The following is a 13,690-nucleotide window of genomic DNA, read 5'->3' on the forward strand; positions in this document are numbered from 1 at the left end:
TGCATCATCCCGCAGCGTGCCAGCCCAGTTCATCGGCGCGCTGCCGTGCCAGCGCGGGCACATCCTGCGCCACAAAGTGATGGTGCAGTAACTGCACCCCCAACACATGGTTGATCACCGCATCCAATTGCACCTTGGTTTCACGGTCCATAGCGGGATTCTCGTGATCGCTGATCATCTTCTGGATTGCCACGCTGTCCAGCAAACCCGCCGACTCCACTTTTTCCTTGCTGGCAAACTCATCCATCAATGCCATCATGGATTGCCATTTCTTTTGGTCGGTATGGGCCGGTGGCGCCATAAAGGCAAACTTCTGGCGTTTATACAGGGTTTCCGGCAACAGCCCCTTCATGGCTTCACGCAGCACGTATTTTTCCGTGGCCCCTTTTATACGCAGCTGGGGGGGCACCGTGGTGGCGAACTTAGCCAGATGGTGATCCAGAAAAGCCGGCCGGGCTTCCATGGAATTCGCCATATCCACTCGATCCCCACCCCAGGTCAGGATCTGGCCCTCGAGCATGGTTTTGATCCACACATACTGCGCTTTATCCAGAGGATGACGGCCATCCAGTTGGCTGCGATCAAAGGTGGCCGCGATCTGCGCCCCCGCATCATAATCCTTGAGCTGGGCCCGCCATTCGGGATTCAACAGTGCCATGGCAAAGTCATGGCAATGCAACCAGTTCTGCAGGCAGGTGGGGGTAAAGCCCACCACATCGCTCATGGCCTCGGAGTTGAAATCCTCCCGCGGCAGCATGGCCCCCCGAAACAGACTGTTGCTCTCCTCCAGGCTGGATTGCCATTCCTTGCGCAGGGTGGCAGGCAGATCATCCAGGCCGTACAGGAACATATCCTTGCGGAAGGCCGGGTAACCGGCGAACAGCTCATCGGACCCCTCACCGGTTAACACCACCTTGTACTTATTCTGTTTGACGGTTTCGCTCATCAGCAGCTTCGCCACCGCCAGCGTATTATAAATAGTCCGTTCGGTGTGCCAGATGGTGCGGGAAAAATTATCGTAGAGATGATCCGCCGACAGGGTCAATACGATTTGCTCGGCACCGGTCCTGTCTGCCATTTCCCGGGCAATGGGGGTTTCATCGTATTCGCTGCTGTCAAAGCCGATGGTGAACGCCTTCACCGGGTCCTGACGGGCAGCCGCCGACAGGCCCAGAATGGAACAACTGTCGATGCCGCCGGAAAGGTAACAGCCCACCGGCACATCGGCATTAAGCCGCAGTTGCACAGCCTCCAGCAACTGATCGCGCACACCTTCAATATAATGGCTTTCATCGTGGTGATTGACGTACTCACCGGCCACCGGAAAATCAATATCCCAAAATTTCTTCTGACTGATGACCAGCTTGCCTTGCTTGCGTTGAACCTTGATCATGTGTCCCGGCGGCACCTGATGCACACCGTCGAAGGCGGTACTGCCGGGCACCATCACCTGAATCAACTGATGATAGGTGCCGGCGGCATTGAGCTGACGTTTCACGCCCGGGTGGGCAAACAATACTTTCAGCTCCGACCCGAACACCACCCCATCGGCGGTTTCACTCCAATACAACGGCTTGATACCAAACCGGTCCCGCACCAGATACAGGCTGTCTTCCGTTTTGTCATACAGCGCGAAGGCAAATTCACCACGCAAGTATTCCAGGGTTTTTTCCATGCCATAGCGGGGATAGAGATGCAGAATAATTTCGGAATCACTCTTGCTGGCGAAGCGGGCACCATTGGACACCAACATGGCGCGAATGCGCTGAAAATCGTAAAACTCCCCATTGTGCACCAGATAGTACTGCTGATCCGGTGACACCAGCGGCTGGCGACCGCGTTCCTCATTCAGATCAATAATGGACAAGCGGGCGTGACTCAATCCCAACCCCAGACCGGGCGGATTGGCATAACCGAAATTATCCGGGCCGCGATGATATTGGATGGCAGCCATATTCACCAACAATTGGGAATCAATGGGCTGTTGGGGGTCGCGGTGAAACACACCGGCAATACCACACATAATCTTCTCCTGTTGACTTCACCCTCGCGGGCACACATTTACATCCAGACATCCATTACCCGTTCGATGCGCTCACACATGCAGGTGAGCAGGGCCATGCGCAGGAACACAGCACCACGGGCCTGGGAGAAATACCAGTTGTGGGGTGTTTCATCCAGGTCGGTGGACAGCTCATCACCACGGGCCAGCGGGTGCAGCACAATGGCGTGCTTCTTGAGTGGGGATTTTCGATCCAGGACAAAACTGGCACCATAGGATTCAAAGCCATCCCCTTTCCAGGCGATGGCATTGATGTAAACCACATCCAACGTCGGCAGTGCCTTGTCCATGTCCGTGCTGATGGTGATCTTCAGCCCGGCCTGCTGCAACTGTTCCAGCTGCCCTGCATCCCAGATGCGGTCGCCCTCTTCATCATGAATGATCACCACCTCCTCCAGGCACTCAGGAAAAATCGCCAGCATCTTCAACAGACTGCGTACTGTTCGCATCTGATTGGGTACACCGATGATGCCCATGCGGATGGGCTGGCGCTGCTCGCCGCTGTCACTGAGCAAATCCGGCCGCCACTTGAAAATGGTATACAGATCCGCCAGCGCCTGGGTCGGGTGCTCATCCAATCCGTTGCCGGCATTGATGATGGGAATACGCAGGCTGCGCATCATGTCTTTTACCGAGGATTCGTTGGTATCGCGCAACACCACACAATCGCCATAATTGTTGAACATCTCCCCCACATCGGACAATGACTCACCCTTGGCAATGCCCGTAGTGGAACGATCCGTAATCGACATGATGTCGCCGCCCAGCCGATGCCAGGCACTTTCAAAGGAAAGGCGGGTACGGGTGCTGGGCTCATAGAAGGCGCTGATCAGAATCTTGCCCTGTAACGGCGTGCGAAAACGTTGCGGATTAGCTTCAAACTTGGCTGCCAGACGAAACAGTTGCAGCAGAACATCACGGCCGAACTGATCTGAGGAAATGATGTGTTGCGAGGACAGTTGCTTCAAGTGCTCGCCGTCTTCCTGAATGGATTTCAGTAATCCCTTGGGATGCGCATCACCGTACACATCCGGTACAGCGCGCTGAAACTCAACATTGCGCTCTTTAAAATCATTCACCACAGTGTCCCCCGCTTCCAGTCCAGAATCAAAAGCGATATCAAAACAACCGGAGACGCGCAGGTGACAAGCAAGGCCCCTCCAACCAATACTTCGAACAAGGTTTCGCTAATTGGCACGTTATTTCTCCATACGCTGTAAGCGTTCCCAGTTGAATTCATCATCGTACAAGGCCAACCCAACCAAACATATCGCTAAAGACACCAGGCAGGATGTTAACGCGGCCACATAAAAGCCTATCTGAGTATAGGCCACCAATCCAATGGCCGTGCCCAGCGCCATGGCCAGCCCCGCGTACAATCCGCCCAGGCGTGGGCGATAAAGGCCGAACACAATGGGCCAGATGGTACTGGCGACAAATGCGCCGGTGAAGTTCAACAGTTCGCCCAGCGTGGTCATGCGCGGCAGACACAGAACCCAGGTGACCACACCCAGCCCCAAGATCACCCATTTGCTCACCTTGAACAGATGCGCATTACTGGCATCGGGGCGGATCAGGCCGCGGTAGACATCTTCGGTTAACAGATCGCTGGTGGCCGCCAACAGGGAATCCAGGCTGGACGCCAACGCTGAAAACACCACGATGAACACGAACACGGCTCCGATACTGCCAAGCAATTTTGCGGCCACCATGGGGCCCACCATATCCGGGCTGGGGGGATAGAGACCCAAGGCCGGTGCCGCCAGGGCGATAAAACCGGTTACGATGGGGATCGGCAACCACATCAAACCGGATATCAGGTACGCCCGTTTGCCGATGCCATCACGGAAGGCGAAGGCCCGCGACCACCAAACGTTGGAATGAAATATTTCACCGATACCAAAGAACAGGTTGTTGAACAGAAACATGATGGCCGCAGGAAACAGCAGATTCAGCAATTGGGGTTGCTCACGGCTGACGCTGTCGTAGATCGTGGTCAATCCCACATCGCGCCAGCACACATAGCCGATAAAGAGCACACCACAGAGAATGATCACCGTCTGGATAAAGTCGGTGGCGATCACCGCTCGCAGCCCGCCCAACAGGGTATAGCCCACACAGATGGCCAATATCACCGTCATGCCCACGTGATAATCCAACCCGCTTAAGGCGTTCAATAAAATGCCACCGGCCATGCCCAGGCTGATCAACCAGCCCATGGCATAGCAAAAGGACACCACCAGAAACACATACCATGTGCTCCGCCCATAGCGCACGCGAATAAAATCACCGCAGGTAAAACCCTTGGGCATCAACGACTTGATGCGTTTTGCCAGGGGCGCGAACAAAATCAATCCGAGGGCAGCCATGGAATACCCCACCATCCCCCAGATACCAAACTGATAGGTCAGCTGGGGGGCCACCAGAGTGGTATTACTGGTGACCCAGGTGGCCATGGCGGTGGCCGACGCCAACGCCAAGCCCACATTGCGCCCGGCCAGCATAAAGTCGTCGATGGTGCGGTTACGGCGCCCCAGCCACCAGCCAAACCCCACCCAGGCAATGCCGAAAAGAACAAGAATGATGACAGCGTTTTGAGTCGATATCTGTGCGGAATACATAAGATCCGTCGGTTATTGTTTTTGGATTAAGAGCGAGTGAAACGCAACAATGTGACCATCAGAAAAACAAACAACCCGGCACCGATGGCAAACAGCACCATCGCGTCCGGCAGGGCCCGATGCTGAACCTCAAAGCGCGTTGCCCGGGTTAACGGCACATCGCCCCGATTCAGTAAACGGGCAAAATAAACACCATTGTCAAAGCCACTGAGATGAACCTGCGATTGCCCTTGCAGACTGAGACTTCGCACCAGCTGTTGCGCTTGCGGATCTGTGGACACCTGTACCGTGACAGGCTGCGGCTCCCCCAATTCGTTCCAGCTCAAAGTGATAAAACCCTCGCTTACTTTCTGAGCACTAAGTTGTAACGGCGGCAAACCCTGACTCCAGACCGGTGCAGATTGCACCAGGAGTGCGCATAAAAGCAGAAACTTCACGGAACGTTTGAGGGGTGGGAGCACATTACGCTGGGAGGAGTCGGGTGTCATAGCAACTGTTAAGCGATGATCGCTTGTGAGTTAAGCACTCAGGGTAACAAAGCTTTGAACTCAATTCAATTTGCGCCCGGAGGCGGTTTTTCCGGTGTTTTTTGCTCCTGGAGCGCCAGTTTACGGGCCACGTCACCGGGCGATCCGGTGTTGCGCGCCAGCAATTCATAGGCCACCGGAACCACGTAAAGCGTAAACAGTGTCGCCGCCAAGGTGCCCGCCAGCACCACCACACCGATCACCAGCCGGGTTTCCGCACCGGCGCCACTGGAACTGATCAGGGGAATGGAACCAGCGGCGGTGGTGATTCCGGTAATCAGAATAGGGCGAAAACGAACCTGAGTAGCCTCAATGATGGCGGCCTTGAATTCCACCCCCTGATCCCGCAACTGATTGGCAAACTCCACAATCAGAATGCCGTTTTTCGACGCCAGCCCCACCAGCATCATCAGGCCGATCTGGGAATAGATATTCAACGAACTGCCGGTCAGGTAAAGCCCGAACAAACCACCACACATGGCAAGCGGCACGGTGAGCATGATAATGAAGGGATGCACATAACTTTCGAACTGCGCCGCCAACACCAAAAAGGTAACCAGCACCCCCAGCAGAAACACAAACAGGATACTCTCGCCGGCAAACTGATAATCACGGGACTGGCCCTTGTAATCGATGTTCACATTAGGCGGCAAATGCGCCCGCACCAATCCTTCCAGGTAGCCCAGTGCCTCGCCCAGGGAAACGCCCTCCGCCAGATTGGCCTCCAGGGTAATGGCGCGCACCCGATTGTAACGATTCAGCGTGGTGGCGCCGGCAAATTCTTCCAGCTTCACCAGATTGGCCAGGGGTACCAACTGATTCACCCGCTCCGCCCGCACATAAATGTTCTGCAAACTGATGGGCGTATTCTGGTTACTGCGTTCACCCTCGAGAATAACGTCGTACTCCTCGCCCTGCTCGATATAAGTGGTCACCCGGCGCGAGCCCAGCATGGTTTCCAGAGTACGGCCGATATTTCCCACCGACACCCCAAGATCCGCCGCCCGATTGTAGTCGATCACCACATTCAGTTGCGGTTGCGTTTCCTTGTAATCCCAATCGATGCCCAGCAAACCGGGGTTATCGGCGTTGATTTTCTCCATCAGAATATCGCGCCATTGCGCCAGCTCTTCATAGGTGCCGCCACCCAAGACAAACTGCACCGGTTTTTGGGCCCGGGCACCAAAGCCCTGGCGCATCACGGGGAAGGCGCGTACACCCGGTAAATCCTGCAGCTTTTGCCGCACCTCGGCCATGATTTCAAAGCCCCCACGGCGCTTGGCCCAATCATTCAACACGTTGATCACCACGCCGGTGTTGAAATTTTGCTGACTGCCGAAACCGCGCGGTGCCCGAATCAACAAGCGGGTTATTTCTTCCTGTTCCACGTAGGGCATCATGCGCCGTTCGATTTCATCCATGTATTTTTCCATGTACTCATAGGTGGCCCCTTCCGGCCCGTTCACCATCAGGTAAAACACGCCACGATCCTCACGGGGGGCATACTCCGAGGGTATGCCTTTGAACAGCACATAACAGGCAACCAACAGACTCACAAAGCCGATCACCACCACCCAGGGTGCGTTCATGCAAAATTCAATACTGCGACCGTAACCGGCTTTCAGCCAGGCAAACACCGCATCCACCAACTTGACCACCGGACTGTGATCGTCGTTCGGCCGCAGTAATTTGGACGCCAGCATAGGGGAAAGCGTCAATGCAATCAGCGTGGAAAAACACACCGCCGCCGTCATGGTGAGCGCAAACTCTGAAAACAAGCGCCCCAGATCCCCCTGCAGAAACGCAATGGGAACAAACACCGCCACCAGCACCAGCGTGGTGGCAATCACGGCAAACCCCACCTGACGCGTACCGCGATAGGCCGCCAACAAGGGTGGCTCGCCGTACTCCTGCATGCGTCGCACCACGTTTTCCAGCACCACCACGGCATCATCCACCACCAGGCCAATGGCCAACACCAGTGCCAGCAAGGTCAGCAGGTTGATCGAAAACCCAAACAGCAACAGCGCTATGGAGGTTGCCACAATGGACACCGGCACCGTTACCGCCGGCACCAGCATGGCCCGGGCACTGCCCAGGAAAAGATAAATCATCAACACCACCAGGCCGATGGCAATGGCCAGCGTGGTGTAGACCTGTTGCACCGCATCCTCCACGAACACGGAAGAGTCGTAACTCTGCTCCAGGCTCATATGCTCCGGCAGCATGGCGTTGACCCGCTCCCGCTCCCGCTTGGCACCGCGGGCCACTTCAATGGTATTGGCCGTGGATTGCTTGATGATGCCGATCCCCACCTGGGGGATACCGTTACCCCGAAACAGGATGCGGGTTTCTTCCGTGCCCCGCTCCACCCGGGCCACATCCCCCAGGCGTACCAGATAGCCGTTATCGCCACGGGCCAGCACCAGGTTGGCAAAATCCGTGGCGTCGGCAAACGCACGCTGCACCCGTACGGTCAGTTGTCGTGTTTCCCCTTCAATGGTGCCCGCCGGCAGTTCCACGTTCTCCGCCCGCAGTGCCGATTCCACGTCGTTGGCTGTCAAGCCCCGGGCTGCCAGCTGATTTCGATCCAGCCACACCCGCATGGCATAACGTTGGCCTCCGCCCACCCGCACCCGGGCCACACCGCTGATCACCGAAAAACGATCCACCAGATAGCGCTCCGCATAATCCGACAGCTCCGGCACGGTCATGCCTTCCCCCACCAGATTCAGCCACATGATGACGTCGTCATCACCACTCTGTTTCTGTATTTCAGGCGGGTCTGCTTCCTGCGGCAGATTGTCAGAAATACCGGCCACCCGATCCCGCACGTCGTTGGCGGCGGAATCAATGTCACGGTCGATGTCGAACTCAATGGTGATGCGGGAATTGCCGTCGCTGCTGACGGATTCCACATAGCGAATGCCCTCGATACCGGCGATACGCTCTTCGATGATCTGGGTAATACGGGTTTCCACCACGGCGGCGGCAGCCCCCCGATAGGCGGTATCAACGGTCACCACCGGCGGATCAATACGTGGATACTCCCGCAACGACAAGCGGTCGAACGCCACCAGCCCAAAGGCAATCAACAACAGGGATAGCACAGAAGCGAATACCGGACGCTTGACGGAAATATCGGAAATCAACATCTCAGTCACCCATCGCAGGTGAACGATCCAGAGTGAATATGGCCACGCCATCCTGCAATTTAAGGGTACCGTCCACCACGATTCGGTCACCGGCGGCCACCCCTGCCAGGACTTCCACGCGGCCGTTTAAGCGCACGCCGATGTTGACCTGTGTTTTCTCCACCGCCAAACCAGCCCCCTGCTCCCGCACCACAAACAAATAATGCTCATCGCGCTGCTGCACCAAGGCGGATTCCGGCACCACTAATGCGGTGCGGGGATTGCTCTGCAGCACCACCTCCATCAACAGGCCCGCTTGCAGATGGCCTGCGGCGTTATCCAGCAGCGCGCGCACGGTCACCGAACGGGATACCGGGTCCACCTGATTGTCGATGGATTCCACCACACCATCGAAATAGCGGTCGCCCAGGGCGCGGGCTCGGGCGCGAATGGCCACGCCCGGCCGCAGCGAAGCAAGGAATAAGGAAGGCACATTGAAGTCGAGTTTCATGAGAGAATCGTCCACCAGGGTGGTGATGACGTCCCCGGGGGCAACGTAGGCGCCCGCACTGACGTTACGCAGCCCCACTCTGCCGGAAAACGGTGCCCGTATTACCCGGTTGGCCAGGCGGGATTCGATGGCCGCCAGCCGCGCCCGCGCCACATAGAACTCACGCTGTTTCTCATCCAGCAATGATTGCGAGGCATCGCCGCGTTTGGCCACCGCTCTGATGCGCTCCAACTGGGACTCAGCCTCATCCACCGTGTACCGGGCTTCCTGCAGAACGGCCTGCTCCTCGGCGCTTTCCAGCCGCGCCAGCACCGCCCCTTGCGCCACCCTCTGGCCACTTTCAAACAGGATCGCCTCAATGGTTTCCGCCACGTTCGCCGTCACTGTAACGAACTCGTTGGGCTTAAGTGTGCCCAGAGCCTCCAACGGATCCGCAATCTGCTCGGATTGCACCGTCCGCACCACCACCCCCACGTCCTGGGCAAGCGCGGGGTTCAGGGGCAACACCATACAAAAGGCGGACAAAAAAAACGGCAGCACGAACCCACAGCGCGCAGTCAGCATCACATCATCTCCGGACACAGGTCAACTTCTAGTGAAAACGTCAGCTTCTAGTAAAAAGGTCAGCTTTTGGTGAAAAGGCCGCTCTTTATAAGCTGACACTATGCCATGAAAATGGTTTCGTTATGAAACTGCTGTAGAAGAAGCGTTCAGACGAACACCCACCAGCAATACGGCCAGGCCGGCGATGATGGCGGGCATACCCTCATACACCGCGCCGTGCAGGCCGGCAAAACGCCACACCAGGGATACCAGGAAGCCAACCACCACCGCTATGATGCTTAACCTCTGGGAAGGCCGCAGCCCGAAGCACAGCACCAGCAACAGGGGCGCAAAAGCACTGGCCAGACCGGACCAGGCCAGTATTACCAGACTGAATACGCTTTCCCGGTTCAGCAGTGCCCAGCCCAACGCCAAAGCGCAGACCACCGCTGTCACCATCTTGATTTCACGGGTGTTTTCAATGTTGTGAGGTAATACATCATGGGTTAGCGCAGCAGAACAACTGAGGATCAGGGAGTCTGCCGTGGACAGGGTTGCTGCAAAGATGCCCGCCAACACCAGCCCCACCAATACCGGCGGGAACAGTTCCTGGGCCATGGTGGGCAGAGCCAGCTCAGCATCAAACGCTGCAGGATCCCCCAGGTACACCCGGGACAACATGCCCACCCCGGTGGCCATGGCATAGAACGCCAGGAACCAGAGATAGTACCAGGCGCGGGCCCGCAGCATGCGACTCTGATCGTCCAGTGCCATAAAGCGCACCATAATATGCGGTTGACCGATCACCGACATGCCGGCAAACGCCCAGCTGATCGCAAACAGGATGCCGCCCGCCAATCCGGGTAGCACCATGTCCTTGGGAAACCAGTCCAGGAAGCCGTCAATGGCCCCCATCTTCTGCCACGAGCCGTCAATCCCACCCAGGGCGCTGGTGGCCACCACCAGCAACAGTCCCATGGCCACGATCATCACCACCGATTGAGCCGCGTCGGTCCAGATGGATGCCCGAATTCCACCGGCCCAGCAATAGGCCAGTACCAGGGTTGCCCCCATCACAGCGCCAGCCCATTGCGGCCAGCCAAACAGTACCTGCAGTGCTTTGCTGCCCGCCACCAATTGGGCACTGGCATAGGCCAGCAAAAACACCAGCGACACCAACCCGATCAAGCGCTGCAAGGAATCGTGCCTGCCACCGTACCAATTACTCAGTACCCCGGCATAGCTCACCTCACCGCTGGCCTCGGTGGCCTTGCGTAAACGCCGGTGCACGTAAATGGAGGCAAGAAAATCACCCAGTATCCAGCCTACCATGATCCAGATGGCGGCAAGGCCGGTGGCGTAGGTGTAACCGATCACCCCGATGAACATATAACCGCTGTTGTTGGTGGCCACCGCCGACAATCCCACCAACGCCGGGCTCACCGAACTGCTGGCCAGGTAATAATCCTGCTTGGTTTGCCGGCTGCTCAGCACCGAACTCAAACCGATGGCAACAAATAACCCCAGGAAAAACAGAAAACTTGCGACCATTAGCCCGCCTTTTCGTTGTCAGTGTAAAGCCCCAGTAACACCTGGAACGATTCGAGATCATGCAGCGGCAACAGCACCGGATCATCAATAATATCCTGTCGGTAACTTTCCGTTTGCTGCAGCACATCCCCCAGATAGTGCACCGCCTCATCCAGGTGGCCCATCACTGTGTTGGCGCAGGCCAGTTGATAAAATGCATGGGTATTTTCCGGATCGATGCGTAAAGCCTGGTGGCACAGGTTGGATGCCCATTGCGGTTCGCCCAGCTCCAGCACGGCATCCGCCTTGTAGGTGAGCGCCTCGCAATCCTCCGGCCGCACCCCCAGAATCTGATCATAAATCAGAATTTTTTTGGTTATGTTGGTTTCCTGGCCGGCACGCAGCCAGAGCGACTGCACCTCGTTGGTGGTTTCAATCTGTTCGCGGTTTTCCTCAATGTGCTGGGATTTCTGGCTTAACTGCTGCTCAATGGACTCCAACCTGGCCTCATACTGCTTGATCAAGCGGTTGATTTCCTCATCCGCCAGTGAGTGTACCCGCTCCTTGATTTCGCGAATGGACGTCCATCCCACCAGCACCAGAATTGAGCTGGCCGCCGCAATCAAGTAGAAGAAATAGGTAATGGTATCGGTGGCGTAGGTTACGGCGCGGTCCACGGCAGAGTGCTCACGATCCACTGTCATTTGAATGAACTCCGCCCTCTGGGCACCCATGTCGGTACGCAACTGCTTGAGTTCATCCAGCACATAGCGTTCTATGAACGGGGAATACAGGGGTTCTTCCAGGTTATCAACCGCCTCTTGCACAGCGGCCGCCGGGACTGTGTCCGCGGCGGCCGTTGCGTTTAACGTGCACAGCAGCAATATAGTGAGCGTGGTTAACAGGCGAGGCATATGGCCCTTCCATGGTCGTGTACTTCCACCAACTGACTGTGCAATGCCTTGATGGCCGGCGCGTAGTCATCTTCGCCAATCACGAACTGCATATCCACCTGGCGCATGGATTGGTGCATGGCCAAAACGCTGATGTTGCTTTCCGCCAAAGCCGACACCGTCTGCGCCAACATACCCGGCACCTGCATGTCGCTGCCGATGGCAGACACAATGGCCACCTTCTTCTGGTTGATTTCCGCATCGGCAAATCGCTCCTGCAAGGCAGCACGAATGCGTTTCACGGTTTTCAAATTGGTGGACAGATAATGAGTGATGGTATTGGCGTTAATATCCTTGGACACAATATGACCGTGGAAACGCTTCACCGTTGCCAGAATCTCCCGATCATACAGATCGATGTTGCCCGCCATATCCTGGTCGAACACCTCAATGGCGTACACACCCCGGCAGCCGGCGATGATTTCAACACAGGGTGACTCACTGACGTAATCACTGGTGATCAGGGTTCCGGCGTGTTCCGGCTCAAAGGTATTCTTCACCCGCAACGGGATATTGTGCTTGCGCAGCCCTTTCGCCGCCTTGGGGTGAATAGCCTCCATCCCCAGGTTGGCCAACTGGTCCGCCACATCGTAATTGGTGCGACCAATGGGCACCGCGTTGCCTTCGCCAACCAGACGCGGATCGGCGCTGCTCAAGTGAAATTCCTTGTGAATCACGGCTTCACAGGCTCCGGTGAGCACAGCGATGCGGCTGAAGGTCATTTCACTGTAACCACGATCAAAGGTGGACATCAGGCCCTGTTCACTGTGCGCATAGCCGGTGGCAATGGGCAGCTGGGTGCTGAGATCGATGTTGGCAAAAGCCTGCTCGATGCGTTCATCCAGGGACATATGCTGGCTGGCGCGCCAGCCGGTGAGATCCACAAAACAGGCGTTGACACCATCCTGTTGCAGCAGCTTGGCCATATTCCAGGCGCTGTGGGCTTCGCCGATGCTGGCCAGCATTTCCCGTACCGTATGCAGATGCGCATCCAGGGCAAAATGCCCGTGCAGGCACAGTCGGCCCAAATCGGTCAGGCAGCGCTGGGCGTCATTCAGGCGTTCGGTGACAAATTCATTGGCTTCCCGCAGGGAACGGGCATCCCGGAACAGCTCGGCGTTGATGCCGCACAGTTCCTGTTTCAGCGCGGCCAGCGCATCCTGCCAACCCTGGTCACTGACACCCCGGGAAAACAGCTCATAAACGCCGGGTTGACCGGTTTTTTTGTGTTCCAGCAATTTGTTGGTGACACCACCATAGGCCGAAACCACAAACACCCGGTTATAACGCACCGGCTTTTCACCCGGCCCCAGAATAATATTGTCGCGAACAGCGGCGTAGTTACTCATCGAAGTGCCGCCAATCTTCTCAACACTGTGAAAAGACATGTTTGGTTTATTCCTCTATTTTTTCGGCTTCCAGTTCGTATGCGCCTTCGGCGTTGTGTACTTCCTTACCGGTTAACGGTGGATTAAAGACACAGGCCATTTTCATCTCTTCAAAAGCGCGCAGAACATGTTTGTCGTGCTTGTCCAGGATGTACAGAGTACCCGGCGTAATGGGATAAACTTTGCCGTCGTCCAGCGTTTCCACCTCACCCTTACCGGACATGCAGTACACGGATTCCAGGTGATTCTGGTAATGCATCTGGAAATCGGCACCCTTATAGATAGTGGTGATGTGGAAAGAAAATCCCATATTGTCGTCTTTCAACAGCATCCGGGTGCTGTCCCAGTTACCTTTGGGATCGACAATTTTGCGCCCTCTTTCTTCTGCTTCCTGAAGTTGTCGTACGATCATGTTAATACC

At 56.4% G+C, this 13,690-nt stretch carries 10 protein-coding genes; all 10 read right to left on the reverse strand.

The features are described from left to right. Window positions 1-4 precede the first annotated feature (4 nt). Window positions 5-2,023, reverse strand: a complete 2,019-nt coding sequence (gene asnB, locus D9N13_RS19970; RefSeq protein WP_290593639.1) for an asparagine synthase (glutamine-hydrolyzing) — start codon at window positions 2,021-2,023, stop codon at window positions 5-7. Window positions 2,024-2,061: 38 nt separating this feature from the next. Next, a complete protein-coding gene (locus D9N13_RS19975; protein WP_290593641.1) occupies window positions 2,062-3,141 on the reverse strand; it encodes an aspartate carbamoyltransferase in 1,080 nt (359 codons plus the stop codon). 120 nt (window positions 3,142-3,261) lie between these two features. Further along, window positions 3,262-4,683 (reverse strand): sodium:solute symporter family protein, encoded by a 1,422-nt coding sequence (locus D9N13_RS19980; RefSeq protein WP_290593643.1) that lies wholly within the window; start codon window positions 4,681-4,683, stop codon window positions 3,262-3,264. A 26-nt stretch (window positions 4,684-4,709) separates the two neighbouring features. After that, complete coding sequence (locus D9N13_RS19985; protein ID WP_290593645.1) at window positions 4,710-5,009, reverse strand: hypothetical protein; 300 nt, start codon at window positions 5,007-5,009, stop codon at window positions 4,710-4,712. Window positions 5,010-5,236: 227 nt separating this feature from the next. Beyond that, on the reverse strand, window positions 5,237-8,365 hold the full coding sequence (locus tag D9N13_RS19990) for an efflux RND transporter permease subunit (protein ID WP_290593647.1): 3,129 nt from the start codon (window positions 8,363-8,365) through the stop codon (window positions 5,237-5,239). 1 nt (window position 8,366) lies between these two features. Further along, entirely contained in the window at window positions 8,367-9,437 is a 1,071-nt protein-coding gene (locus tag D9N13_RS19995; RefSeq protein ID WP_290593649.1) for an efflux RND transporter periplasmic adaptor subunit, read from the reverse strand. Window positions 9,438-9,539: 102 nt separating this feature from the next. Then, the gene (locus tag D9N13_RS20000; protein ID WP_290593651.1) at window positions 9,540-10,949 is read right to left on the reverse strand and encodes a sodium/proline symporter; all 1,410 of its coding nucleotides are present in this window, start codon (window positions 10,947-10,949) and stop codon (window positions 9,540-9,542) included. Beyond that, on the reverse strand, window positions 10,949-11,842 hold the full coding sequence (locus D9N13_RS20005; protein WP_290593653.1) for a TPR end-of-group domain-containing protein: 894 nt from the start codon (window positions 11,840-11,842) through the stop codon (window positions 10,949-10,951). Before D9N13_RS20005 ends, D9N13_RS20000 begins: the two co-directional genes overlap by 1 nt. Next, window positions 11,827-13,269: an aspartate kinase gene (locus D9N13_RS20010; protein WP_290593655.1), complete on the reverse strand. Its 1,443-nt coding sequence runs from the start codon at window positions 13,267-13,269 to the stop codon at window positions 11,827-11,829. The genes D9N13_RS20005 and D9N13_RS20010 overlap by 16 nt, the downstream gene beginning before the upstream one ends. Before the next feature lie 7 nt (window positions 13,270-13,276). After that, window positions 13,277-13,681 (reverse strand): ectoine synthase, encoded by a 405-nt coding sequence (locus D9N13_RS20015; RefSeq protein ID WP_290593657.1) that lies wholly within the window; start codon window positions 13,679-13,681, stop codon window positions 13,277-13,279. Window positions 13,682-13,690: the final 9 nt, after the last annotated feature.

The organism is Ketobacter sp. GenoA1 (assembly GCF_003671475.1).
Taxonomy (GTDB): Bacteria; Pseudomonadota; Gammaproteobacteria; order Pseudomonadales; family Ketobacteraceae; genus Ketobacter.

Excerpts from the sequence above, each read along its gene's own strand:
- D9N13_RS20010 (WP_290593655.1), bottom strand. The coding sequence starts at position 13,269 with ATGTCTTTTCACAGTGTTGAGAAGATTGGCGGCACTTCGATGAGTAAC.
- D9N13_RS19990 (WP_290593647.1), bottom strand. The coding sequence starts at position 8,365 with ATGTTGATTTCCGATATTTCCGTCAAGCGTCCGGTATTCGCTTCTGTG.
- D9N13_RS20005 (WP_290593653.1), bottom strand. The coding sequence starts at position 11,842 with ATGCCTCGCCTGTTAACCACGCTCACTATATTGCTGCTGTGCACGTTA.
- D9N13_RS19980 (WP_290593643.1), bottom strand. The coding sequence starts at position 4,683 with ATGTATTCCGCACAGATATCGACTCAAAACGCTGTCATCATTCTTGTT.
- asnB (WP_290593639.1), bottom strand. The coding sequence starts at position 2,023 with ATGTGTGGTATTGCCGGTGTGTTTCACCGCGACCCCCAACAGCCCATT.
- D9N13_RS20015 (WP_290593657.1), bottom strand. The coding sequence starts at position 13,681 with ATGATCGTACGACAACTTCAGGAAGCAGAAGAAAGAGGGCGCAAAATT.
- D9N13_RS20000 (WP_290593651.1), bottom strand. The coding sequence starts at position 10,949 with ATGGTCGCAAGTTTTCTGTTTTTCCTGGGGTTATTTGTTGCCATCGGT.